The organism is Streptomyces sp. NPDC002994 (assembly GCF_040611155.1).
Lineage (GTDB): Bacteria > Actinomycetota > Actinomycetes > Streptomycetales > Streptomycetaceae > Streptomyces.
On the sequence record NZ_JBEXNQ010000008.1, the window covers coordinates 260,664 to 283,373 of the forward strand.

At 66.8% G+C, this 22,710-nt stretch carries 26 protein-coding genes; 6 read left to right on the forward strand and 20 right to left on the reverse strand.

The genetic code is table 11. The annotated features are described in order from the left end of the window. Window position 1: 1 nt before the first annotated feature. From rplN to rpsJ, 12 genes are all read right to left on the reverse strand, one after another. Window positions 2-370, reverse strand: a complete 369-nt coding sequence (gene rplN, locus ABZX79_RS13480) for a 50S ribosomal protein L14 (protein WP_003974257.1) — start codon at window positions 368-370, stop codon at window positions 2-4. Window positions 371-488: 118 nt separating this feature from the next. Next, window positions 489-773, reverse strand: a complete 285-nt coding sequence (rpsQ, locus tag ABZX79_RS13485) for a 30S ribosomal protein S17 (RefSeq protein ID WP_028812368.1) — start codon at window positions 771-773, stop codon at window positions 489-491. Continuing rightward, a complete protein-coding gene (gene rpmC, locus ABZX79_RS13490; protein WP_138894199.1) occupies window positions 773-997 on the reverse strand; it encodes a 50S ribosomal protein L29 in 225 nt (74 codons plus the stop codon). The genes rpsQ and rpmC overlap by 1 nt, the downstream gene beginning before the upstream one ends. Continuing rightward, window positions 997-1,416 carry a 50S ribosomal protein L16 gene (gene rplP, locus ABZX79_RS13495; protein WP_028812370.1) on the reverse strand — a complete coding sequence of 140 codons (420 nt, stop codon included), beginning with the start codon at window positions 1,414-1,416 and terminating at the stop codon, window positions 997-999. The genes rpmC and rplP overlap by 1 nt, the downstream gene beginning before the upstream one ends. A gap of 5 nt (window positions 1,417-1,421) precedes the next feature. After that, window positions 1,422-2,267: a 30S ribosomal protein S3 gene (gene rpsC, locus ABZX79_RS13500; RefSeq protein WP_214974338.1), complete on the reverse strand. Its 846-nt coding sequence runs from the start codon at window positions 2,265-2,267 to the stop codon at window positions 1,422-1,424. Beyond that, window positions 2,267-2,614 carry a 50S ribosomal protein L22 gene (gene rplV / locus ABZX79_RS13505; protein WP_069927445.1) on the reverse strand — a complete coding sequence of 116 codons (348 nt, stop codon included), beginning with the start codon at window positions 2,612-2,614 and terminating at the stop codon, window positions 2,267-2,269. Before rplV ends, rpsC begins: the two co-directional genes overlap by 1 nt. Window positions 2,615-2,655: 41 nt before the next feature. Continuing rightward, window positions 2,656-2,937 carry a 30S ribosomal protein S19 gene (gene rpsS / locus ABZX79_RS13510; protein ID WP_138894198.1) on the reverse strand — a complete coding sequence of 94 codons (282 nt, stop codon included), beginning with the start codon at window positions 2,935-2,937 and terminating at the stop codon, window positions 2,656-2,658. A 12-nt stretch (window positions 2,938-2,949) separates the two neighbouring features. Further along, entirely contained in the window at window positions 2,950-3,786 is an 837-nt protein-coding gene (rplB, locus tag ABZX79_RS13515; RefSeq protein WP_214920411.1) for a 50S ribosomal protein L2, read from the reverse strand. A gap of 40 nt (window positions 3,787-3,826) precedes the next feature. After that, window positions 3,827-4,150 (reverse strand): 50S ribosomal protein L23, encoded by a 324-nt coding sequence (rplW, locus tag ABZX79_RS13520; protein WP_215135509.1) that lies wholly within the window; start codon window positions 4,148-4,150, stop codon window positions 3,827-3,829. Continuing rightward, window positions 4,150-4,806: a 50S ribosomal protein L4 gene (rplD, locus tag ABZX79_RS13525; protein ID WP_215135507.1), complete on the reverse strand. Its 657-nt coding sequence runs from the start codon at window positions 4,804-4,806 to the stop codon at window positions 4,150-4,152. The genes rplW and rplD overlap by 1 nt, the downstream gene beginning before the upstream one ends. Window positions 4,807-4,813: 7 nt before the next feature. Then, window positions 4,814-5,458, reverse strand: coding sequence for a 50S ribosomal protein L3 (rplC, locus tag ABZX79_RS13530; protein ID WP_069927448.1), 645 nt, complete (start codon window positions 5,456-5,458; stop codon window positions 4,814-4,816). 11 nt (window positions 5,459-5,469) lie between these two features. After that, window positions 5,470-5,778, reverse strand: a complete 309-nt coding sequence (rpsJ, locus tag ABZX79_RS13535) for a 30S ribosomal protein S10 (RefSeq protein WP_003948644.1) — start codon at window positions 5,776-5,778, stop codon at window positions 5,470-5,472. 517 nt (window positions 5,779-6,295) lie between these two features. Between rpsJ and ABZX79_RS13540 the strand changes: the two genes are divergently transcribed. Continuing rightward, complete coding sequence (locus ABZX79_RS13540) at window positions 6,296-7,099, forward strand: hypothetical protein (protein WP_355255561.1); 804 nt, start codon at window positions 6,296-6,298, stop codon at window positions 7,097-7,099. A 62-nt stretch (window positions 7,100-7,161) separates the two neighbouring features. On the opposite strand, the gene ABZX79_RS13545 is transcribed toward ABZX79_RS13540, so the two are convergent. After that, on the reverse strand, window positions 7,162-7,401 hold the full coding sequence (locus ABZX79_RS13545; protein WP_355255564.1) for a DUF397 domain-containing protein: 240 nt from the start codon (window positions 7,399-7,401) through the stop codon (window positions 7,162-7,164). After that, window positions 7,398-8,270 carry a helix-turn-helix transcriptional regulator gene (locus ABZX79_RS13550; protein ID WP_355255566.1) on the reverse strand — a complete coding sequence of 291 codons (873 nt, stop codon included), beginning with the start codon at window positions 8,268-8,270 and terminating at the stop codon, window positions 7,398-7,400. Before ABZX79_RS13550 ends, ABZX79_RS13545 begins: the two co-directional genes overlap by 4 nt. A gap of 115 nt (window positions 8,271-8,385) precedes the next feature. On the opposite strand from ABZX79_RS13550, the gene ABZX79_RS13555 reads away from it, so the two are divergent. The 4 genes from ABZX79_RS13555 (at window position 8,386) to ABZX79_RS13570 (ending at window position 11,001) form a co-directional block, all read left to right on the forward strand. After that, window positions 8,386-8,799 (forward strand): ATP-binding protein, encoded by a 414-nt coding sequence (locus ABZX79_RS13555; RefSeq protein WP_355255569.1) that lies wholly within the window; start codon window positions 8,386-8,388, stop codon window positions 8,797-8,799. Between the two features lie 265 nt (window positions 8,800-9,064). Beyond that, the gene (locus tag ABZX79_RS13560) at window positions 9,065-10,045 is read left to right on the forward strand and encodes a helix-turn-helix domain-containing protein (protein WP_355255572.1); all 981 of its coding nucleotides are present in this window, start codon (window positions 9,065-9,067) and stop codon (window positions 10,043-10,045) included. A gap of 64 nt (window positions 10,046-10,109) precedes the next feature. Further along, window positions 10,110-10,361: a type II toxin-antitoxin system Phd/YefM family antitoxin gene (locus tag ABZX79_RS13565; protein WP_355255575.1), complete on the forward strand. Its 252-nt coding sequence runs from the start codon at window positions 10,110-10,112 to the stop codon at window positions 10,359-10,361. Between the two features lie 52 nt (window positions 10,362-10,413). Further along, a complete protein-coding gene (locus ABZX79_RS13570) occupies window positions 10,414-11,001 on the forward strand; it encodes a Uma2 family endonuclease (RefSeq protein WP_355255578.1) in 588 nt (195 codons plus the stop codon). Between the two features lie 9 nt (window positions 11,002-11,010). Here the strand turns inward: ABZX79_RS13570 and ABZX79_RS13575 are convergent, their stop codons facing one another. Then, window positions 11,011-11,547, reverse strand: coding sequence for an excalibur calcium-binding protein (locus ABZX79_RS13575; protein ID WP_355255581.1), 537 nt, complete (start codon window positions 11,545-11,547; stop codon window positions 11,011-11,013). Between the two features lie 287 nt (window positions 11,548-11,834). Here ABZX79_RS13575 and ABZX79_RS13580 point away from each other — a divergent pair, with 287 nt between their 5' ends. Then, window positions 11,835-13,850 carry a PIG-L family deacetylase gene (locus tag ABZX79_RS13580; RefSeq protein WP_355255718.1) on the forward strand — a complete coding sequence of 672 codons (2,016 nt, stop codon included), beginning with the start codon at window positions 11,835-11,837 and terminating at the stop codon, window positions 13,848-13,850. A gap of 199 nt (window positions 13,851-14,049) precedes the next feature. Here ABZX79_RS13580 and tuf read toward each other — a convergent pair whose 3' ends face one another. The 5 genes from tuf to ABZX79_RS13605 form a co-directional block, all read right to left on the reverse strand. Next, window positions 14,050-15,243 (reverse strand): elongation factor Tu, encoded by a 1,194-nt coding sequence (tuf, locus tag ABZX79_RS13585; RefSeq protein WP_355255584.1) that lies wholly within the window; start codon window positions 15,241-15,243, stop codon window positions 14,050-14,052. A 146-nt stretch (window positions 15,244-15,389) separates the two neighbouring features. Further along, window positions 15,390-17,519: an elongation factor G gene (fusA, locus tag ABZX79_RS13590; protein WP_355255587.1), complete on the reverse strand. Its 2,130-nt coding sequence runs from the start codon at window positions 17,517-17,519 to the stop codon at window positions 15,390-15,392. 38 nt (window positions 17,520-17,557) lie between these two features. Next, complete coding sequence (gene rpsG, locus ABZX79_RS13595; RefSeq protein WP_028812383.1) at window positions 17,558-18,028, reverse strand: 30S ribosomal protein S7; 471 nt, start codon at window positions 18,026-18,028, stop codon at window positions 17,558-17,560. A gap of 2 nt (window positions 18,029-18,030) precedes the next feature. Then, entirely contained in the window at window positions 18,031-18,402 is a 372-nt protein-coding gene (gene rpsL, locus ABZX79_RS13600; RefSeq protein ID WP_003948652.1) for a 30S ribosomal protein S12, read from the reverse strand. A 329-nt stretch (window positions 18,403-18,731) separates the two neighbouring features. Next, window positions 18,732-22,631 (reverse strand): DNA-directed RNA polymerase subunit beta', encoded by a 3,900-nt coding sequence (locus tag ABZX79_RS13605; protein ID WP_355255591.1) that lies wholly within the window; start codon window positions 22,629-22,631, stop codon window positions 18,732-18,734. Between the last annotated feature and the right edge of the window lie 79 nt (window positions 22,632-22,710).

The window sequence follows — 22,710 nt, forward strand, 5'->3', positions numbered from 1 at the left end:
CTTACAGCACCTCCGGCGCGAGCGAGATGATCTTCATGAACTTCTTCTCGCGCAGCTCACGGCCCACCGGGCCGAAGATACGGGTGCCACGAGGGTCGCCGTCGTTCTTGAGAATGACAGCGGCGTTCTCGTCGAAGCGGATGTACGAGCCGTCCGGACGGCGGCGCTCCTTGACGGTGCGAACGATGACAGCCTTGACGACGTCACCCTTCTTCACGTTGCCGCCGGGGATCGCGTCCTTGACGGTGGCGACGATGACGTCGCCGATGCCCGCGTAGCGGCGACCCGAGCCACCGAGAACACGGATGGTGAGAATTTCCTTCGCACCCGTGTTGTCGGCGACACGCAGTCGCGACTCCTGCTGGATCACGTCTATCTCCTGATCGTCTGCCGGTTCCCGGCGAGGGGCTCGCTGCTTCTGGATGTCACAGCGGAGACCCCTCACCGAGCCTGGCGGAACTGCCCTGAGGGATACCCCTCAGGGGTTATTACTTGGCCTTCTCGAGGATCTCGACGATGCGCCAGCGCTTGCTCGCCGACAGCGGACGCGTCTCCATGATGAGGACGCGGTCGCCGACGCCTGCGGCGTTGGACTCGTCGTGAGCCTTGAGCTTGTTCGTACGGCGGATGACCTTGCCGTACAGGGCGTGCTTGACGCGATCCTCGACAGCGACGACGACGGTCTTGTCCATCTTGTCGCTGACGACGAGACCCTCACGGGTCTTGCGGAATCCGCGCTGCTCAGTCGTCTCAGTCACATTCTTCTCGCTCATCAGGCGCTCTCCACCGTCTCGATGCCCAGCTCGCGCTCGCGCATCAGGGTGTAGATCCGGGCGATGTCCTTACGGACGGACTTGAGCCGGCCGTGATTCTCGAGCTGCCCGGTCGCCGCCTGGAAGCGGAGGTTGAACAGTTCTTCCTTGGCCTCACGCAGCTTCGCGACGAGGTCCTCGTCGTTCAGCTCGCGCAGCTCAGTCGCCTTCGTACCGGCCACCATTACGACTCACCTGCCTCGCGCCGAACAATCCGGCACTTCATCGGAAGCTTGTGAGCAGCGCGGGTGAGCGCCTCACGAGCAATCTTCTCGTTCGGGTAGGACAGCTCGAACATGACCCGACCCGGGTGCACGTTCGCGATCCACCACTCCGGAGAACCCTTACCGGAACCCATGCGGGTCTCGGCAGGCTTCTTCGTCAGCGGACGGTCCGGGTAGATGTTGATCCAGACCTTGCCGCCACGCTTGATGTGGCGGGTCATCGCGATACGAGCAGCCTCGATCTGGCGGTTCGTCACGTAGGCCGGGGTCAGCGCCTGGATGCCGTACTCGCCGAATGCGACCTCAGTGCCACCCTTCGCCATACCGCGGCGCTTGGGGTGGTGCTGCTTGCGGTGCTTGACCCTACGAGGGATCAGCATTTCGGTCAGGCCTCCGTTCCGGTGCTCTCAGCCGGAGCAGAGGTGGCGGGAGCGTCGGCCTTGGGGGCCTCTGCTGCCGGTGCACCCTGCTGCGGCTTGCGGCCGCGGCCGCCACGCTCGCCACCACGACCACCACGGCCACCGGCCGGACGGTCGGCCGGGCCGCCACCACGGGCCGGGCGGTTACCCGCACGGGCCGCAGCGTTCTCGGCACGGACCTCGGCGATGTTCTTGACGTCGCCCTTGTAGATCCAGACCTTCACGCCGATACGGCCGAAGGTGGTCTTGGCCTCGAAGAAGCCGTAGTCCACGTTCGCGCGCAGCGTGTGCAGCGGCACACGACCCTCGCGGTAGAACTCGGACCGGGACATCTCGGCGCCGCCGAGACGGCCACCACACTGGATCTTGATGCCCTTGGCGCCGGCCTTCATCGTGCCCTGCATGCTCTTACGCATGGCGCGACGGAAGGAGACGCGGGACGAGAGCTGCTCGGCAACGGCCTGAGCAACCAGCTGAGCGTCCATCTCGGGGTTCTTGACCTCGAGGATGTTCAGCTGGACCTGCTTGCCCGTGAGCTTCTCGAGGTCGCCGCGGATGCGGTCGGCCTCGGCGCCACGGCGGCCGATGACGATGCCCGGACGTGCGGTGTGGATGTCCACACGCACGCGGTCACGGGTGCGCTCGATCTCAACCTTCGAGATGCCGGCGCGCTCCATGCCGGACGTCATCATCCTGCGGATGGCGACGTCTTCCTTGACGTAGTCCTTGTACAGCTTGTCGGCGTACCAACGGGACTTGAAGTCCGTGGTGATGCCGAGCCGGAACCCGTGCGGGTTTACCTTCTGGCCCATTACCGGGAACCTTCCTTGCTGCTGACGACCACGGTGATGTGGCTGGTCCGCTTGCGGATCCGGTAGGCACGGCCCTGAGCACGCGGACGGAACCGCTTCAGGGTCGGGCCCTCGTCGACGTACGCCTCGCTGATGACCAGCGAGGAGGCGTCCGTGTGGTCGTAGTTGTGCGCAGCGTTGGCAATGGCGCTGTCAAGCACCTTGCCTACCGGCACGCTCGCGGCCTGCGCGGCGAAACGCAGGACCGCCTGAGCCTCCGTGGCATCCATGCCACGGATAAGGTCCACCACGCGGCGGGCCTTCATGGGCGTGACGCGGATGTACCGCGCCTGGGCCCTGGCTTCCATGGTTGTCCCTTCGGTGTCGTTCATAGTCATCGCACCCCGCCTTAGCGGCGCTTCGACTTGCGGTCGTCCTTGACGTGGCCGCGGAAGGTGCGGGTCGGCGCAAACTCGCCGAGCTTGTGGCCGACCATCGACTCGGTGACGAACACCGGGACGTGAATCTTGCCGTTGTGCACCGCGATGGTGTGACCCAGCATGCTGGGAATGATCATCGAGCGCCGGGACCAGGTCTTGATGACGTTCTTGGTGCCAGCTTCGTTCTGGACGTCCACCTTCTTTACGAGGTGTCCGTCGACGAAGGGCCCCTTCTTGAGACTACGCGGCATCTAAACCCGCTCCTAGCGCTTCTTGTTCGACTTGCGGCGGCGGACGATGTACTTGCTCGATGCCTTCTTCGGCGAGCGAGTACGACCCTCCTTCTGACCCCACGGGCTGACCGGGTGGCGACCACCGGAGGTCTTGCCCTCACCACCACCGTGCGGGTGGTCAACGGGGTTCATCGCGACACCGCGGACGGTCGGGCGTACGCCCTTCCAGCGCATACGGCCGGCCTTGCCCCAGTTGATGTTCGACTGCTCGGCGTTGCCGACCTCGCCAATCGTGGCGCGGCAGCGGGCGTCGACCAGGCGGATCTCGCCGGAAGGCATACGAAGGTGGGCCATCGTGCCCTCCTTCGCCAGCAGCTGCACGGAGGCACCCGCGGAACGGGCGAACTTCGCGCCGCCGCCGGGCCGAAGCTCGATGGCGTGGATGGTCGTACCGACCGGGATGTTGCGCAGCGCCAGGTTGTTGCCGGGCTTGATGTCGGCCGCGGGGCCGTTCTCAATCCGGTCACCCTGCGTGAGGCCACGCGGTGCGATGATGTAGCGCTTCTCGCCGTCTGCGTAGTGCAGGAGCGCGATGCGCGCGGTGCGGTTCGGGTCGTACTCGATGTGCGCGACCTTCGCCGGCACGCCGTCCTTGTCGTGACGACGGAAGTCGATCACTCGGTAGGCGCGCTTGTGTCCGCCACCCTGGTGGCGAACGGTGATCCGACCGGCGTTGTTACGGCCGCCCTTGCTGTGCAGGGGGCGGACCAGCGACTTCTCCGGCGTGGACCGCGTGATCTCGACAAAGTCGGCTACGGAGGAGCCACGGCGGCCCGGCGTAGTCGGCTTGTACTTGCGGATTCCCATTTCTCAGTCCTCGTCCGATTCCGGACGATCCAGACCGCCGTTAGGCGGTCGGACCGCCGAAGATGTCGATACGGTCGCCCTCGGCGAGGGTCACGATGGCGCGCTTCGTGTCGGAGCGCTTGCCGAAGCCGGTCTTGGTGCGCTTGCGCTTACCCTGCCGGTTGATCGTGTTGACCCCGGTGACCTTGACCCCGAAGACCGCCTGGACGGCCTGCTTGATCTGGGTCTTGTTGGAGCCGGGCGCCACGATGAACGTGTACTTGTTCTCGTCGAGCAGCGCGTAGCTCTTCTCGGATACAACCGGCTTGACGAGTACGTCGCGCGGGTCCGTGAAGGTCTTGCTGGTTACGGTCGCCTCAGCCATCAGACGTCGCTCCCTTCGGTCTCATCGGCCGTGGTGGGGCCAGACACGAAAGACTCGAAAGCGGCCTTGGTGAAGACCACGTCGTCGGAGACGAGCACGTCGTACGTGTTGAGCTGGCCCGGCTCCAGGAGGTGCACCTGGGGCAGGTTGCGGGCGGAGAGCCACGCGGCCTCGTCCGAACGCTCGGCGACCAGGAGCACGTGCTTGCGCTCGCTGACCTTGCCCAGCAGGGACTTCGCGGCCTTCGTGGACACAACCGCACCCTCGACCACGTCGGAGACGACGTGGATGCGAGCGTTGCGGGCCCGGTCGGTGAGGGCGCCACGCAGAGCGGCGGCCTTCATCTTCTTGGGCGTGCGCTGCGAGTAGTCACGCGGCTGCGGGCCGTGTACGACGCCACCGCCTGCGAACTGCGGGGCGCGGGTCGAACCCTGACGGGCGCGGCCGGTGCCCTTCTGGCGGTAGGGCTTCCTGCCGCCACCACGGACTTCGCCGCGACGCTTGGTCTTGTGCGTGCCCTGACGGGCAGCGGCCAGCTGTGCGACAACGACCTGGTGGATCAGCGGAATGCTGACCTTGGCGTCGAAGATCTCCGCGGGGAGTTCGACGGTACCGGCCTTGTCGCCTGCCGGCGTAAGGATGTCAATGGTGCTCATCGGTTCCTCAAACCCCCTTCGCCGCGGTGCGGACCAGGACGAGGCCACCGTTGGGGCCGGGGACGGCGCCCTTGATGAGCAGCAGACCCTTCTCGGCGTCAACGGCGTGGACGGTCAGGTTCTGGGTGGTGACCCGCTCGTTGCCCATACGACCCGCCATGCGCATGCCCTTGAAGACACGGCCGGGGGTGGCACAGCCACCGATGGAACCAGGCTTACGGTGCACGCGGTGGGCACCGTGGGAAGCCTTGCCACCGGCGAAGTTGTGACGCTTCATGACACCGGCGAAGCCCTTGCCCTTGCTCTTGCCCGTGACGTCAACCTTGACGCCGGACTCGAACACCTCGGCAGTGATCTCCTGGCCGAGCGTGTACTCGCTGGCGTCGGAGGTACGGAGCTCCACCAGGTGGCGGCGCGGGGTCACGTCGGCCTTGGCGAAGTGGCCCTTGAGGGGCTTGTTCACCTTGCGAGGGTCGATCTCGCCGAAGGCGATCTGGACCGACTCGTAGCCGTCAGTGTCGTTCGTGCGGACCTGGGTCACGACATTCGGCCCGGCCTTGACGACGGTCACCGGGACAACCCGGTTGTTCTCGTCCCAGACCTGGGTCATGCCGAGCTTCTCGCCCAGGATTCCCTTAATCTGCTTAGCCATCTCCGCGCCCCTCAGAGCTTGATCTCGATGTCAACGCCGGCCGGAAGGTCCAGGCGCATCAGCGAGTCAACGGTCTTGGGGGTGGGGTCGAGGATGTCGATGAGGCGCTTGTGCGTGCGCATCTCGAAGTGCTCGCGAGAATCCTTGTACTTGTGCGGCGACTTGATGACGCAGTACACGTTCTTCTCTGTGGGCAGCGGCACCGGGCCTGCGACCGACGCACCAGTGCGAGTCACCGTCTCGACGATCTTCTTCGCCGAAGAGTCGATGACCTCGTGGTCGTAGGCCTTGAGCCGGATGCGGATCTTCTGTCCCGCCATGGCTACCTAGTAGTCCTGTTCTCTCGTAACGCTCTGGGACCCGTGGATTGTCTGGATAAGCACCGCTCTGCTCCGACCCACGCGGTCGGGCGTGTCGCATCCTCGCCACATAGAAATCCCGAAGGTTTTCCCTGCTAGGGGATGCGGTCCGCGACCGCATATCGGGGGCAGAACACCCACCGGGCGCCTGGTCTCAGCCCCGCTGACGCTTCCCGAAAGATTCCCGTACGTCCGCCCCAGCGCTGCCCTGAGGGGCAGTTAAGGCGACGAGTACTGTGGGACTCGCTTCCGGTCCTCCCGACGGGAGGCGCGCAGCATCGGCACTCAACCGAGCAACCCCGACAGTCTGCCATACGGGGCACAGCCCGCGCCAATCGGGCGCAGAAGATTACCCCGTGCGTGACGCACGTCAAACCCAGGGCTACACCCGGGCGCGCCGGAGCCTTGTCCACCCGTGCGGGTGAAGACCCCCCATACGGCGGCACGAGCGGCAATCGCCTCCCTAGCGTCATATGCCATGGTCACTTCTTCGCATGACGCTATGCACCGCGTCCTCCAGGAGGCACCGGGCGCCTTCACCCGAACCTTCCGGGCACTCGACCTCCCCTTCGACGACCCCGTCGCCGTCACCCTGCTCCCGACCGACCGCGTGGACGCACTGCTGCGCATTGACACCGCCGACCCGGCCGGCAGCTTTCTGCTGGCGGTCCAGGCCCAGGAGAAGGAGGACCCGACAAGGCGTGCGAGCTGGGTCTACTCCCTGACGCGCTTCAATCTCGAGTACGGCGTTCCGTCGGTACTTCTCGTCGTGTGCCAGGACAGGAGCACCGCGGCCTGGGCCGCCGACCCGGTCGACATCGGCCACCCGCAATGGCCGACCCTGACGATGCGCCCCTTGGTCCTGGGCCCGCACAACGTCCCGGCCATCACCGACCCCGCAGCAGCCGCCGACAACATCCTCCTGGCCACGCTCTCCGCAATCACCCACGGCAAGGCCCCGGACGCCAATGCAGTACTGAAAGCGCTGGCCGCCGGGTTGAGAGCCGTGGGCAAGGACACCGCGAGCATCGTCCTCGAACTCGCCGAACTGGGCCTGGGCACCGCCGCGGTAGCTCAGATCTGGAGGCATCTGATGTTCATCGAGGGCCGACTGGAGGCGCGGATGGAGGACATCCTGCTGCTGCTCACGCAGCGCGGTATCGACGTCCCCGACGACACCTGCGAACGCATCACCGCCTGCATCGACCTAGATACCCTCGGCGTCTGGCTCACCCGTGCCATCACCGTCAGCTCCGCCGAGGACCTCTTCGCAGAGTGGTGACAGCCCGCAAAGCGGTCTGAGCCCCTGCCCGGATCGAACGGGCAGGGGCTCAGCTGTGACAGTCAGCTCGTGGAGGCGTACACGACGAAGTCGGCCCAGGCGTCGGACGCGAACCCGAGCTGCGGGCCGCGCACGTTCTTGGAGTCCCGGACGTGGACGGTGCCGCAGCCGGTGGCGATCTCGACGCAGTCGTTACTGTCACTGGCGCTGTAGCTGCTCTTGGTCCACGCAACCTCGACACAGTCGTTGTTGTTGCTACCGCTGTAGCTGCTCTTGAACCACTCCAACTCGGCAGCGTTCATGTCTCCCCCAGCACTTTTTCGATGAAGGCCATCGACTCCCGTGGGCTGAGAGCCTGGGCCCGGATAATTCCATACCGCAGCTCCAAGACCTGCACCTCTTTCGGATTCGAGACGAGGCGACTGGTGAGCTGCGCCTCGGAGTGCCCCACCGCCGAACCGTCCCTAAGCTTCAGGAGCTGGAGCTCGCCACCCATCCCGGCGTGATCCTCTCGGTCCGTCGGCATCACCTGAATCTCGACGTGCCTCAACTGGCCGACTCGCAACAGATTTTCGAGCTGTCGGCGCAGCACCATTCTGCCCCCGATCGGACGTCGCAGTGTGACCTCCTCCTGAACGAAGGTGAGCGTGGTCAGCGGCGTTCGGTCGAAGATCTCCTGACGCGCCATGCGGGCTGACACGTACCGGTCGAGGTTGTCCGAGGAAAGGGCTGGCCGTCGTACGTCGAACAGCCCCCGCGCGTACTCCTCTGTCTGCAACAGGCCGTGCATGTTGTGGTTGCCGTACGCACCCAGCTCGACCGCTTCCGCCTCCAGCTTCGCCAGATCCCGCACCTTCTTGGGATACCTGGCCTCCTCCACGTCCTTCTTCATCGCGGAGATCTTGCCGTCCGCGCCCAGGACCTCGTCCGCACGGTCCAGATACTCCGGCTTCGGGATGCGCCGGCCGCGTTCCACCGCCGAGACCATCTCCTCGCCGTAACCGATCGCCGCGCCGAACTCGACCTGCTTCAGGCACGCCGCCTCGCGCCACAGCTTGAGCTGGCGGCTCACCGCCTTGAGTACCGCGCCCGAGTCGTCCTCCAGGCTGAGGTCCCAGCCGGGGCCGTCCGCCTCGTCCGTCGTGTAGTCCGTGCCACCGCTGCCGCTCATACGACACCCACCTCCGCCGTACCACCCGTACCGGACGCCGTACCGGCCGGACAGTCACTGTCCGTGCAGGCACCATCACTGTTCAGCGTAGTTGGATCCGGCCACGCTGAGTGATGTGAATCCTGAAATCACCCAGCCCCGCACCAGCGCCCGCCAGTTCGCCGTTCAGCTCTCCGCCACCCGCCGTGGCGCCCGGCTGGCCCGCCTGCTCGCGACAGAACAACTGCGGTCCTGGGGACTCCCCTTGGAGGACGCAGCCCACGTCGTCGCCGAACTGGCCTCGAACGCCACGACGCACGGCCGCGTACCGGGTCGGGACTTCCGGCTCACGCTCACCGTCACGGCCACGGACACGCTCCGTATTGAGGTGACCGACGCACGCGGTGACCGGTTGCCGACGGCACAGGCAGCGCCCGGCGACGGAGAGTCGGGACGCGGACTGCTGCTCGTCGACGCGCTCGCGGACCGCTGGGGCGTTACGCCGGGGCCGGTGCCGTGCAAGACGGTGTGGGCCGAGATGGGGCTCTGAACCGGGTCGCGGTGTGCCGCGACCCGGTGGGCCGCGTCGTGGTGTTGCGCGACACCTAGAACTTTCAATTCCTGGGAGAGAAATACCCCTCCCAACCCCTCCAGCCTCCCCGTCACCCACACGGGTGGCATTCGCCAACTGGAGTGGATTCGCGGGCGGTTGCCGGGCATATGCTCGGCCCGACAACCACAGACATGCGACGGCCCCCGGCCGGGACTGGCATCCCGAACGAGGGCCTGACCAACGAGGAAGTTAGGGCTTCCCGATGGATGTTCAGCACCTTAGCGCGCGCTCGCGCGCCTCGTCCGGCGATCGTCGGGCTCCCGCCCGTTCCGGCGTTGTTCACGCCAACTCCCGGCACACCAGCCGCTACACCGTCGTCGGCAACCACCTCAGCCAGCACCGTGAACTGACCCTGGTCGCGATCGGGCTCGCCGTACACATCCAGTCGCTGCCCGCCGGGGCCCGTATCGGCATCAAGTTCCTCGCGGCCCGGTTCCCGGAGAGCGAAGCCCGTATCGCATCCGCCCTGCGGGAGCTGGAGGCCTGCGGCTACCTGAAGCGCTCGCGGGAGCGGTTGGCCAATGGCCGCATCGTCACCCGTACGGTGTCCTGCAACCAGCCGGGGGCGCGGCCTCCCGCCGCTGCTCCGCCCCGGCCTCGGCGCCCGAAGGCGCCCCGGCCCGCCCCCGTCGGCGTACCGGCGGCGCTGGAGGCCACGGCGTACCACTGGCCGGAGCTCGCCGACGTACCACCACCGGAGCAGGAACCGGCTCCGGAACCCGACGCGGCCCCGGCCCCCGCGCCCGCGCCGCAACGCGTACCGCCGCCGCCCCTTCCCCAGCCGCTTGTCCATGACCCCGTACGCGACCAGGCCGCCCGTGACCTCCTCGCCGGGCTGCGCCGGGACGACCCGCGCCTCACGCTCGCCGAGCGGGACGTGCACCGGCTGGCTCCCGGCGTCGCCGCCTGGCTGGAGCGCAACACGGCGCCGGAGGCGGTGCGGCAGGCGCTGAGCGCCAACCTTCCGGAGCAGCCGATCAGCCCGGCCGGCCTGGTCGCGCACCGGCTGGCCGCGCTGATGCCGGGGCCGCTCCCGGCCGAGCCCGTCGTCGTACGACCGGATCCGTTCCAGGACTGCGAGGGCTGCGACCGTCCCTTCCGCTCCCCGGAACCGGGCCGCTGCCGCGACTGCCGGGGTGCGGGCGTGGTTCACGTGGTGGCCACCGCAGGAAGCACTGCATGACCGGACCTTGGTGGCCCTACAGCCCGGTGCAGTTCTCCGTAGGACGCTCCTCTGGAGGAGGGCCATGAAGACGATGTCGTACACCGAGTCCCGCGCGAGGTACGCCGAGACTCTGGACGCGGTCGTCAACGACCGCGAGGAAGTCGTGATCACACGGGCAGGGCATGAGGCGGTCGTGGTGACGGGCATCTGGGACGGCGTCGAGTGGTGGCGGTACCAGGGTCGCGAGGTCCTGAAGTGCGGTGAGCCAGTGAGGGAGCTCCCGGAACCGGGCCGCTGCCGCCTATGCCGTCCAGGCATGACGGGCGCTGCCTAGCATGAAGGTGATGGCTCCGGCCCCAGGCCACAGACGACGAGGAGCGAACGCCATGACCATCGCCCCGGACGACGCGCGGCGGGACGCCTCCCACTACGGGGCGATGCGGGAGTTCCTTCAGTCCATGGACGACACCCTTCCCGGCAAATTCGAGATCACGAAGGAAGGGATCGTCCACGACATGATCGTGCCCGTCGGCCCCCATGAGCTGACGACGCTGCGCGTCCGGAAGCGCCTTGAGAAGGTGATGCCGGAAGTGCTGGTGGCCCACACGGGGACTCCCGACGTGGAGGGCCAGGCTGAAGGCATCATGCGTCACCCCGACGTGATGGTGATCGCCGAAGCGGACATGGAGGTCGACGGGCCCTTCGATCCGCGCACCCTGATCGCCGCTGTAGAGGTCGTGTCCCGGTCCAACCCGGACAACGACTGGGTGGGCAAGATGCGCGACTATCCGCTGCTCGGAATCCCGGCGTACGCGATCTTCGATCCTCGTACGGGTGCCGGAGCTGTGCTGTCCGACATCCACCCGACACCGGACGGTCCCCGGTACGCGACCCGGAAGGACTTCGTCTACGGCGAGGACGTCACGATCGGCGAGTGGACGATCTCGACGGAGCAGCTGCCGCGCTACCCGTAGCCGCACCGCTCACAGCCGCCTGGCGCGGCGACGTCGCTTGGCGATCACGAAGCCAACGGTCAGAGCTGCGGCGCCGGCCGCCAGCCCGAGGCCGTACAAGGTCTCGGCGGTACTGCTGCCGTCTGCGGCCGTACTGCCCGTGCCGCCCCTCACCCCGAGAGTGGGGGACACGGTGGGCTGAACGGGTGCGGGAGTGGGAGTGGGCGTGGCGGTAGCCGTCGCTGTGGCTGTGGCGGTCGCGGTGGTCGGCACGGGGGCCGGGACCGTGGCTGTGACGGTGGCTGTGGCCGGCGCTGAGGTGGTGGCTGTGGCTGTGCCGATGTCGCCCCTGCGGGGCAGCACCTCGCACGCGATGCCGTCGTCCTCCCCCTGGTCCTCGTCCAGCCCGTGCGGGTCACTTGGATCCCGGTTGAACTCCGCCTGCGCCTCCTCCTGGAAGGCGAAGTCGCTGCAGTCGAGGTCGGGCTGAGCGTGCGCGAGACCGGACAACGGGACGGAGGCGGCGGCAGTCAGCACCAGGGCCGCTGCGGCAGTACGAAGGTTCATTTCTCGAACGTAAGCAGGGTGATCTTTGCCTGCCACTCGACCACGGACGCAACCGGGTCGCCCGGCCGAGGCAACCCCGACGCCCGAACATCCGTCTAGTCCAGCGCGGCCGGTCCCCCGGGGGGTGGGATCGGCGCCTTAAGCGATCGACGGATGTACGCGCGGAGCGAGCAACGCCCGCTGCGGGGGAAGCGGACGGAGCGCGGCGCGTGACCAGCACGACCGAACGGGGGCTTGCTGCCGCGTGCCCGCAGGACGCCACCACACCCGGCCCCAGCAGGCGCGCCGTGGTCGCGTCCGCCGCCGCCGCCGCTCTCACCGCCGGCCTGGCCCTCACCTCGTGCTCCGTCCCCGCCCCGCGCCGCGAGGGCCCCGCCGCCGACCCGGTCCCCGGCAAGCCGATATCCAGCCCCCGGCACGCGCTGCTGATGCAGATACTCGCCCACCCGGACGACGACCTGTACTTCATGAACCCGGACACCCAGCAGACGCTGGACTCCGGCGTCCCGCTGGTCTGCGTGTACGTCACCGCCGGTGAGGCCAATGGTGTGAACCGGATACCCGGCGCGGGCCCGCAGCCCGCCGACCGTACGGCGTACTCCTCCGCCCGCCATCAGGGACTGCGTCAGGCGTACGCCGTTCTGCTCGGCCTCCCCCGGTTCACCAAGTGGCAGAGGTCCGTGACCACCCTGCGCGGGGATCACGAAGCCGAGCTGAACATCCTCGTCAACGGCGACCGCCGCGTCGAGCTGGTCTTCCTCAACCTGGCCATGCACACCTCATGGGGCCGGATGGGCCTGCCCAGTCTCTGGGAGGCGCGCCGGCTTTCCCTCCGTACCGTGGTGGCGGACGGCTCACCCCTGGAGAAGGCAGGCTCGTACAACTACGACGGGCTCATCGACGTACTCGCGGGGCTGATGGAGCGGTACCGGCCCACGGTGGTGCACACCCTCGACCCGGACCCCGACATCCAGCACAGCGACGAGGCCACGCGGCGCCGCGACAGTGAGCAGCCCGGGTACTCCGACCACGCCGACCACACCGCCGTCGCCTCCTTCGCGTGGGCCGCGATGATCCGGCGGGTCGCCGAGGCGACGGAGGGCGGGGGTGATGTGCCCGGCTTCGTCGCCACGTCCTTCCGCGGCTACTACAACCGCCACTGGCCGAAGAACCTCCCCGAGCAGGTGGTCGCGGAGAAGGCCTCGCACCTGGTGCCGTACGGCGGCGCTCCCGACTGGGAGTGCGGGAACGCGGCGGGCTGCGGCGACTACAACGTCGGCGGCGACCGCCCGCTCACCAACCGCAAGGGCTGGGTCCGCTCCACCCACTACCGCTACCCCGGCGCCCGCCCGGTCGTCGCGACCGGCCCCGACGGTCGGCTCACGGCGTACAGCGTGCTGGGTCTGCGGGTCGCACGCCGGCGCGAGACAGCGCCCGGCAGCGGAGTGTGGGGCCCCGCGGACGATCTCGGCGGCGGGCCACTGGCGCCGGCGCTCGGCGCGGCGGCACTCAGCGACGGCCGGCAGCTGCTCTTCGGGCTGCGCTTCTCCGCGCTCGCGGGCCACGGCGCGGCCAATACGCGTGAGATCGTACTGCTCGAACAGCGCACGCCCGGCGGCGAGTTCGGCGCCTGGACCGGCCTGGGCAATCCGGAGAAGCGCCACGACCGGGGCCGCCGCATCGGCTCGCCCGTCGCGGTCACGGCGCCCGACGGCCGGGTCCATCTCTTCGTACGGAACGCGGACAAGGGCATCAGTACGCGCGTCCGGAGCGCGGCCGGCCGCTGGGACGCCTGGCGCGACCTCGGCGGGGGCGAGATCCAGGACGGGCTGGCCACGGCGGTGGACGGCGCCGGCCGCGTCCACGTCTTCGCGGCGGGGCACGACACCGTGCACCACTGGACGCAGGACGCACCCGGCAGGCCCGTCGGCCCGCGCCCCGCCACCGGCCTGCCCACGCCGGGCGGCCCGCCCACGGCCCTCGCCGCACCCGACGGCGGCATAGACCTGGTCTACCGCGGCCCCGCCACGTCGCGCCTCACGACGGCCCGAGTCAGCGGCAGCAGGCCGGTACGGCTGCGCTTCAACGGTTACGGCGCGGTGGGCGCGGCGTCCGCCCCCACGGGTCCGGTCCTCCTGGGCCGCGACCGCAGGGGCCAGGTGCAGTTGCTGACGGAGGGCCGCCTGATACGCCGCAAGGGCACCCCGCCCTCCCTGGAGGGCCCCACGCTCCACGTCGGCCCGAAGGGCCCGGTAGTGGTCGGCCTGGGCCCGGACGCGACCCCGTGGCTCTGGCGCCCGTAGACGGGCTGGATTTGCCGCTTGCGGCAATCTCAGCCCCTCCCGCGTTTGAGGAGCGGGGTCTGGGGCGGAGCCCCAGTTCGGGAAGGGGCGGGTAGGGGAAATGCCACCGCACAACAGAAGGGCCCCCACTCCGCCGTGAACGACGGAGCAGGGGCCCTTCTTGGTGCTCATGCAGGAGCAACCAGGTCAAACCAACAAATTACTTGTTGATCTTGGTGACCTGGCCGGCGCCGACGGTCCGGCCACCCTCACGGATGGCGAACTTGAGGCCCTCTTCCATGGCAACCGGCTGAATCAGGTTGACCGTCATGATGGTGTTGTCACCAGGCATGACCATCTCGGTGCCCTCGGGAAGGGTCACGACGCCCGTTACGTCCGTCGTACGGAAGTAGAACTGCGGGCGGTAGTTGTTGAAGAAGGGGGTGTGACGGCCACCCTCGTCCTTCGACAGGATGTAGGCCTGGGCCTCAAACTCGGTGTGCGGCGTAACCGAACCGGGCTTGATGATGACCTGGCCGCGCTCGACGTCCTCGCGCTTGATGCCACGGAGGAGGAGGCCGACGTTCTCGCCCGCCTGACCCTCATCCAGCAGCTTGCGGAACATCTCGATGCCCGTGACCGTGGTGGTGGTCTTCTCTTCCTTGATGCCCACAATGTCAACAGTCTCGTTGACCTTGAGCACGCCGCGCTCGATACGACCGGTGACGACCGTGCCACGACCGGTGATCGTGAAGACGTCCTCGATCGGCATCAGGAACGGCTTGTCGACGTCGCGCTCGGGCTGCGGGATCGACTCGTCGACGGCCTTCATCAGGTCGAGGACAGTCTTGCCCCACTCGGGGTCGCCCTCGAGCGCCTTGAGCGCCGAGACCTTGACGACCGGGAGGTCGTCGCCCGGGAACTCGTACTCGGAGAGGAGCTCACGAACCTCGAGCTCGACGAGCTCCAGGATCTCCTCGTCGTCCACCATGTCGGCCTTGTTCAGGGCGACAACGATGTACGGCACGCCTACCTGGCGGGCCAGGAGCACGTGCTCCTTGGTCTGCGGCATCGGGCCGTCGGTGGCCGCGACCACGAGGATGGCGCCGTCCATCTGCGCCGCACCCGTGATCATGTTCTTGATGTAGTCCGCGTGACCGGGGCAGTCGACGTGCGCGTAGTGACGCGACTCCGTCTGGTACTCGACGTGCGCGATCGAGATCGTGATACCGCGCTGGCGCTCCTCAGGAGCCTTGTCGATCTGGTCGAAGGCCGAGGCCTCGTTCAGGGTCGGGTACGCGTCATGCAGCACCTTGGTAATCGCCGCGGTCAGCGTCGTCTTACCGTGGTCAATGTGACCGATGGTGCCGATGTTGACGTGCGGCTTAGTCCGCTCGAACTTCGCCTTCGCCACTGGGTCCTCCTGGAGTGGTTCTGTACGCCTTGCTTCATCGGCGCCAGGTGATCTTTGCTGGGGTGCCAACCGCCGGGATTCTCACACACGGGTCGCGGGGAGAGCCCCGGCGGTTGGGTCAAGCCTAAAGCGTCAACTCGGGGGAGCTACTCGCCCTTGGCCTTCGCGATGATCTCCTCGGCGACGTTCCGCGGAACCTCGGCGTAGGAGTCGAACTGCATCGAGTAGCTTGCGCGACCCGAGGTCTTGCTGCGGAGGTCTCCGACGTAGCCGAACATCTCCGAGAGGGGCACGAGGCCCTTCACGACGCGAGCGCCGCTGCGCTCCTCCATGGCCTGAATCTGGCCACGGCGGGAGTTGAGGTCGCCGATCACATCGCCCATGTAGTCCTCGGGCGTGGTGACCTCGACGGCCATCATCGGCTCGAGGAGCACGGGAGAGGCCTTGCGGGCACCCTCCTTGAACGCCTGCGAACCGGCGATCTTGAAGGCGAGCTCCGAGGAGTCGACCTCGTGGTAACCACCGTCGAGAAGGGTGACGCGAACGCCGACCATCTCGTAGCCGGCCAGGATGCCGAACTGCATGGCTTCCTGCGCGCCCGCGTCCACCGAGGGGATGTACTCCCTGGGGATGCGGCCACCGGTGACCTTGTTGACGAACTCGTACGAGGCGTCGCCACCCTCGATGGGCTCAAGGGCGATCTGCACCTTCGCGAACTGGCCGGTACCACCAGTCTGCTTCTTGTGCGTGTAGTCGATACGCTCGACGGTCTTGCGAATCGTCTCGCGGTAAGCGACCTGGGGCTTGCCGACATTCGCCTCGACGCGGAACTCGCGCTTCATGCGGTCGACGAGCACCTCGAGGTGAAGCTCGCCCATACCACCGATGATGGTCTGGCCGGTCTCCTCGTCCGAGTGCACCTGGAAGGAGGGGTCCTCCTCCGCGAGCCGTTGGATGGCAACACCCAGCCGCTCCTGGTCACCCTTGGACTTGGGCTCGATCGCGACCTGAATGACCGGCGCCGGGAAGTCCATGGACTCCAGGATCACCGGGTTCTTCTCGTCGCACAGCGTCTCACCGGTGGTGGTCTGCTTCAGACCCATGACGGCGACGATGTCACCGGCACCCACCGAGGGGATCTCCTCACGCTTGTTCGCGTGCATGCGGTAGATCTTGCCGATGCGCTCCTTCTTGCCCTTGACCGAGTTCAGCACCGCGGTGCCGGCCTCGAGGCGACCGGAGTAGATCCGGACGAAGGTGAGCTTGCCCAGGTGCGGGTCGCTCGCGATCTTGAAGGCAAGGCCGGAGAACGGCTCCTCGTCCGACGGCTGACGCTTGACGACCTTCTCCGGGTCCTTGACGTCGTGGCCCTCAATGGCCTCGACGTCCAGGGGAGACGGCAGGTAGCGAACAACGGCGTCGAGCAGGGGCTGGACGCCCTTGTTCTTGAACGCGGTACCGCAGAACACCGGGGAGACGGTGACGGAGTCGGCACTGCCCTTGGAGGCCAGAGTGATACGACGGATGGCGGCGTACAGCTGCTCCTCGGTCGGCTCCTGGCCGTCGAGGTACATCTCCATCATCTCGTCGTCGTGCTCGGACACAGACTCAAGGAGCTTGCCGCGCCACTCGTCTGCAGCCTCGACGTGCGTCGCCGGGATGTCGACGATGTCGTACGCCTCGCCCTTGGCCGCCTCGGCGGACCAGACGAAGGCCTTCATCGTCACGAGGTCGACAACACCCTGGAAGTCGGCCTCGGCGCCGATCGGGAGCTGCATGACCAGCGGAACCGCACCGAGGCGGTCGACGATCATGTCGACGCAACGGTGGAACTCGGCGCCGGTGCGGTCGAGCTTGTTGACGAAGCAGATACGCGGCACGCCGTAGCGGTCCGCCTGACGCCAGACAGTCTCGGACTGCGGCTCGACGCCCGCTACACCGTCGAACACGGTGACGGCGCCGTCGAGGACGCGGAGCGAACGCTCCACCTCGACGGTGAAGTCCACGTGACCGGGGGTGTCAATGATGTTGATCGTGTGATCAACCTCATTGAGCGGCCAGTGGCAGGTCGTCGCGGCAGACGTGATCGTGATGCCGCGCTCCTGCTCCTGCTCCATCCAGTCCATGGTGGCTGCGCCATCGTGGACTTCACCGATCTTGTAAGACACGCCGGTGTAGAAGAGGATCCGCTCGGTGGTGGTCGTCTTGCCCGCGTCGATGTGGGCCATGATCCCAATGTTGCGGACCTTGGCCAGGTCAAGCGAAGTGGTGGCCATAAGGCTCAATCTTCTCTCGGTCTCGATGTGGGTAGCGACTACCAGCGGTAGTGCGCGAAGGCCTTGTTCGACTCGGCCATCTTGTGGGTGTCCTCGCGCTTCTTGACGGCAGCGCCAAGACCGTTGGAGGCGTCGAGCAGCTCGTTCATGAGGCGCTCGGTCATGGTCTTCTCGCGGCGGGCGCGGGAGTAACCCACGACCCAGCGCAGCGCGAGGGTGGCCGCACGACCGGGCTTGACCTCGATCGGCACCTGGTACGTCGCGCCACCGACGCGGCGGGACTTGACCTCGAGCGAGGGCTTGACGTTCTCAAGCGCGCGCTTCAGCGTGATGACCGGGTCGTTGCCGGTCTTCTCGCGGAGGCCTTCCATGGCGCCGTAAACAATGCGCTCGGCGGTGGAACGCTTGCCGTCAAGCAGAATCTTGTTGATCAGCGACGTGACAAGAGGAGAGCTGTAGACCGGGTCAATGATGACCGGGCGCTTCGGGGCGGGGCCCTTACGAGGCATTCTTACTTCTCCTTCTTGGCGCCGTAGCGGCTGCGGGCCTGCTTGCGGTTCTTGACACCCTGGGTGTCGAGCGAACCGCGGATGATCTTGTAGCGAACACCCGGCAGGTCCTTCACACGGCCACCACGCACGAGCACAATGGAGTGCTCCTGCAGGTTGTGTCCCTCACCCGGGATGTAAGCAGTAACTTCGATCCCGCTGGTCAGACGCACACGCGCGACCTTACGCAGGGCCGAGTTCGGCTTCTTCGGGGTGGTCGTGAACACTCGCGTGCAGACGCCGCGACGCTGAGGGGAACCCTCAAGTGCGGGCGTCTTGTTCTTCTCGACCTTGTCCTGTCGGCCCTTGCGGACCAGCTGCTGGATCGTAGGCACTACTTCTCCGGTTTCTGTGTGCCGATCACTGTGAAACTAACCTGGAACACCTCCGACCCACGCGGTCGGGTGTGTCGAACACTGAGGCCTCCACCGAAGTGGAGAATTCACAGGTTGCGGCGTGTTTTTCTCCCCCGGCTCCCTTAGCGGACATAAGCACGCGGTGGAGCCAGGACACACCCCAGGCACAAGGTCTGACTGTACCTACCTCATTGACTCCGGTCAAAACAAATGCCGTCCACCCCAACACACCGGACTTCCCGGAGCCGCCGGCAACGCCGAAGGGCGGTCACCCCTTCCGGGGTGACCGCCCTTCTCAAGCGTCTCGCTTACTGGTTGTACGGACCGTAGTCGTAGTCCTCCAGCGGAACGGCCTGGCCGGAGCCGGTGCCGAACGGCGAGTAATCGATGTCGTCGTAGCCGACGGCCGAGTACATCGCGGCCTTGGCCTCCTCGGTGGGCTCCACCCGGATGTTGCGGTAGCGGGACAGGCCCGTACCGGCCGGGATGAGCTTACCGATGATGACGTTCTCCTTGAGGCCGATCAGGGAGTCGGACTTGGCGTTGATCGCCGCGTCCGTCAGAACCCTGGTCGTCTCCTGGAAGGACGCCGCCGACAGCCACGACTCGGTCGCCAGCGAGGCCTTGGTGATACCCATCAGCTGCGGACGGCCGGAGGCCGGGTGGCCGCCTTCCGTGACCACACGACGGTTCTCGCCCTCGAAGCGGCCGCGCTCGACGAGCTCGCCCGGAAGCAGCTCGGCGTCGCCCGACTCGATGATCGTCACGCGGCGGAGCATCTGCCGGATGATGATCTCGATGTGCTTGTCGTGGATCGACACACCCTGGCTGTTGTAGACCTTCTGGACTTCGCCGACCAGGTGGACCTGGACCGCGCGCTGGCCGAGGATCCGCAGCACGTCGTGCGGGTTGGTGGCACCCACGGTGAGCTTCTGGCCCACCTCGACGTGGTCGCCCTCGCCCACGAGCAGACGGGCACGCTTCGAGATCGGGAACGCCGTCTCGTCGCTGCCGTCGTCCGGGGTGACGACGATCTTCTTGGTCTTCTCGGTCTCCTCGATACGGATGCGGCCGGCCGCCTCCGAGATCGGGGCGACACCCTTGGGCGTACGAGCCTCGAAGAGCTCGACGACACGGGGCAGACCCTGGGTGATGTCGTCACCGGCCACACCACCGGTGTGGAAGGTACGCATCGTCAGCTGGGTACCGGGCTCACCGATGGACTGGGCGGCGATGATGCCGACCGCCTCACCGATGTCGACCAGCTTGCCGGTGGCGAGCGAGCGTCCGTAGCAGAAGGCACAGGTGCCGACCGCGGACTCACAGGTCAGGACCGAGCGGGTCTTGACCTCCTCGACGCCGTGCATGACCAGCTGGTCGATGAGCACGTCACCGAGGTCGACATTGGCAGGCGCGATGACCTTGCCGTCGATGACGACGTCCTCGGCGAGCATGCGTGCGTACACGCTGGTCTCGACATCGTCCGTCTTGCGCAGGATGCCGTCGGCACCCTTCGACGCGATCTTCAGCTTGAGGCCGCGGTCGGTGCCACAGTCCTCCTCGCGGATGATCACGTCCTGCGAGACGTCCACCAGACGACGGGTCAGGTAACCCGAGTCGGCGGTACGCAGGGCGGTGTCGGCCAGACCCTTACGGGCACCGTGGGTGGAGATGAAGTACTCCAGCACGGACAGACCCTCACGGAACGACGCCTTAATGGGGCGAGGAATCGTCTCGTTCTTGGCGTTCGACACCAGACCACGCATACCGGCGATCTGACGCATCTGCATCATGTTTCCTCGGGCACCCGAGTCAACCATCATGAAGATGGGGTTCGTCTTGGGGAAGTTCGCGTTCATCGCCTCGGCAACCTCATTGGTCGCCTTGGTCCAGATCGCGATGAGCTCCTGAGTGCGCTCTTCCTTGGTGATGAGACCGCGCTCGTACTGCTTCTGGACCTTCTCGTCCAGCGCCTCGTAACCCTTGACGATGGCCTTCTTGGCCTCGGGCACGACGACGTCGGAGATGGCCACGGTGACGCCCGAACGGGTCGCCCAGTGGAAGCCGGCCGCCTTCAGGTTGTCGAGCGTCGCCGCCACGATGACCTTGGGGTAGCGCTCCGCCAGGTCGTTGACGATCTCGGAGAGCTGCTTCTTGCCCACCGAGTAGTCGACGAACGGGTAGTCCTCGGGCAGCAGCTCGTTGAAGAGCGCGCGGCCCAGCGTCGTACGAAGCCGGAAGCTGTCGCCCTGCTGGAACTCCTGCTCACCCTCCTCAGCGACCGGCGGCACCCAGCCACGCGGCGGGATGGTGCCCACCGGGAAGCGGATGTCGACCTTCGCCTGGAGCGAGAGCTCGCGGTTGTCGAACGCCATGGTCGCCTCGGCGGTCGAGCCGAAGCTACGGCCCTCACCGATGACCTTGCGCTCTTCCTCATCAGTGGTGAGGAAGAAGAGACCGAGAACCATGTCCTGGGTCGGCATGGTGACGGGACGACCGTCGGCCGGCTTCAGGATGTTGTTCGAGGACAGCATCAGGATGCGGGCCTCGGCCTGCGCCTCTGCCGAAAGCGGCAGGTGCACGGCCATCTGGTCACCGTCGAAGTCCGCGTTGAACGCGGTGCAGACGAGCGGGTGGATCTGGATGGCCTTGCCCTCGACCAGCTGCGGCTCGAAGGCCTGGATGCCGAGGCGGTGCAGCGTCGGCGCACGGTTCAGCAGAACCGGGTGCTCGGCGATGACCTCTTCCAGCACGTCGTACACGACGGTCCGGCCGCGCTCGACCATGCGCTTCGCCGACTTGATGTTCTGCGCGTGGTTGAGGTCAACCAGGCGCTTCATCACGAACGGCTTGAAGAGCTCCAGCGCCATGGCCTTGGGCAGACCACACTGGTGCAGCTTCAGCTGCGGGCCGACGACGATCACGGAACGCGCGGAGTAGTCCACACGCTTACCGAGAAGGTTCTGACGGAATCGACCCTGCTTGCCCTTGAGCATGTCGCTCAGGGACTTCAGCGGGCGGTTACCGGGACCGGTGACCGGACGGCCACGACGACCGTTGTCGAACAGCGCGTCAACGGCCTCCTGAAGCATGCGCTTCTCGTTGTTGACGATGATCTCGGGAGCACCGAGGTCGAGAAGCCGCTTCAGACGGTTGTTGCGGTTGATCACACGGCGGTACAGGTCGTTCAGGTCGGAGGTCGCGAAGCGGCCACCGTCCAGCTGCACCATCGGGCGAAGGTCCGGCGGAATGACCGGGACGCAGTCGAGCACCATGCCCTTGGGGCTGTTGGAGGTCTGCAGGAAGGCAGACACGACCTTCAGCCGCTTCAGCGCACGGGTCTTCTTCTGGCCCTTGCCAGTACGGATGATCTCGCGAAGCCGCTCGGCCTCTTCGTTCAGATCGAAGGACTCCAGGCGCTTCTGCAGAGCAGCGGCACCCATCGAGCCGTCGAAGTACGTACCGAAGCGGTCGCGCAGCTCGCGGTAGAGCAGCTCGTCGCCCTCGAGGTCCTGGACCTTGAGGTTCTTGAAGCGGCTCCACACCTCGTCGAGACGGTCGATCTCGCGCTGCGCACGGTCACGCAGCTGCTTCATCTCACGCTCGGCACCTTCGCGCACCTTGCGGCGTACGTCGGCCTTGGCGCCCTCGGCCTCGAGCTCGGCCAGGTCGGTCTCGAGCTTCTTGGCGCGGGCTTCGAGGTCGGAGTCGCGACGGTTCTCGACCTGCTGACGCTCTACGGAGACGTGCGCCTCCAGCGACGGCAGGTCACGCGTGCGGCGCTCCTCGTCCACGAACGTGATCATGTACGCGGCGAAGTAGATGACCTTTTCGAGGTCCTTCGGCGCGAGGTCGAGCAGGTAGCCGAGGCGCGAAGGCACGCCCTTGAAGTACCAGATGTGCGTGACAGGGGCGGCCAGCTCAATGTGGCCCATCCGCTCACGACGCACCTTGGCGCGAGTGACCTCGACGCCGCAGCGCTCGCAGATGATGCCCTTGAAGCGGACACGCTTGTACTTACCGCAGTAGCACTCCCAGTCCCGGGTCGGGCCGAAGATCTTCTCGCAGAAGAGTCCGTCCTTCTCGGGCTTGAGCGTGCGGTAGTTGATGGTCTCCGGCTTCTTCACTTCGCCGTGCGACCAGGTCCGGATGTCGTCCGCGGTGGCGAGGCCGATCCGCAGCTCGTCGAAGAAGTTGACGTCGAGCACTTGTCGTCAATCCCTCTTTCGGGGTCGAGAGTCAATCATGGTCTGAACGGGTCCGGGGAGAGCCGGCCGCTGCGGTGAA

Bases quoted from the DNA above. Each gene is read 5' to 3' on its own strand.
- rpsQ (WP_028812368.1), bottom strand. From the start codon at position 773: ATGAGCGAGAAGAATGTGACTGAGACGACTGAGCAGCGCGGATTCCGC.
- rpmC (WP_138894199.1), bottom strand. From the start codon at position 997: ATGGTGGCCGGTACGAAGGCGACTGAGCTGCGCGAGCTGAACGACGAG.
- rplP (WP_028812370.1), bottom strand. From the start codon at position 1,416: ATGCTGATCCCTCGTAGGGTCAAGCACCGCAAGCAGCACCACCCCAAG.
- rpsC (WP_214974338.1), bottom strand. From the start codon at position 2,267: ATGGGCCAGAAGGTAAACCCGCACGGGTTCCGGCTCGGCATCACCACG.
- rplV (WP_069927445.1), bottom strand. From the start codon at position 2,614: ATGGAAGCCAGGGCCCAGGCGCGGTACATCCGCGTCACGCCCATGAAG.
- rpsS (WP_138894198.1), bottom strand. From the start codon at position 2,937: ATGCCGCGTAGTCTCAAGAAGGGGCCCTTCGTCGACGGACACCTCGTA.
- rplB (WP_214920411.1), bottom strand. From the start codon at position 3,786: ATGGGAATCCGCAAGTACAAGCCGACTACGCCGGGCCGCCGTGGCTCC.
- rplW (WP_215135509.1), bottom strand. From the start codon at position 4,150: ATGGCTGAGGCGACCGTAACCAGCAAGACCTTCACGGACCCGCGCGAC.
- rplD (WP_215135507.1), bottom strand. From the start codon at position 4,806: ATGAGCACCATTGACATCCTTACGCCGGCAGGCGACAAGGCCGGTACC.
- rplC (WP_069927448.1), bottom strand. From the start codon at position 5,458: ATGGCTAAGCAGATTAAGGGAATCCTGGGCGAGAAGCTCGGCATGACC.
- rpsJ (WP_003948644.1), bottom strand. From the start codon at position 5,778: ATGGCGGGACAGAAGATCCGCATCCGGCTCAAGGCCTACGACCACGAG.
- ABZX79_RS13540 (WP_355255561.1), top strand. From the start codon at position 6,296: ATGGTCACTTCTTCGCATGACGCTATGCACCGCGTCCTCCAGGAGGCA.
- ABZX79_RS13545 (WP_355255564.1), bottom strand. From the start codon at position 7,401: ATGAACGCTGCCGAGTTGGAGTGGTTCAAGAGCAGCTACAGCGGTAGC.
- ABZX79_RS13550 (WP_355255566.1), bottom strand. From the start codon at position 8,270: ATGAGCGGCAGCGGTGGCACGGACTACACGACGGACGAGGCGGACGGC.
- ABZX79_RS13560 (WP_355255572.1), top strand. From the start codon at position 9,065: ATGGATGTTCAGCACCTTAGCGCGCGCTCGCGCGCCTCGTCCGGCGAT.
- ABZX79_RS13565 (WP_355255575.1), top strand. From the start codon at position 10,110: ATGAAGACGATGTCGTACACCGAGTCCCGCGCGAGGTACGCCGAGACT.
- ABZX79_RS13570 (WP_355255578.1), top strand. From the start codon at position 10,414: ATGACCATCGCCCCGGACGACGCGCGGCGGGACGCCTCCCACTACGGG.
- ABZX79_RS13575 (WP_355255581.1), bottom strand. From the start codon at position 11,547: ATGAACCTTCGTACTGCCGCAGCGGCCCTGGTGCTGACTGCCGCCGCC.
- fusA (WP_355255587.1), bottom strand. From the start codon at position 17,519: ATGGCCACCACTTCGCTTGACCTGGCCAAGGTCCGCAACATTGGGATC.
- rpsG (WP_028812383.1), bottom strand. From the start codon at position 18,028: ATGCCTCGTAAGGGCCCCGCCCCGAAGCGCCCGGTCATCATTGACCCG.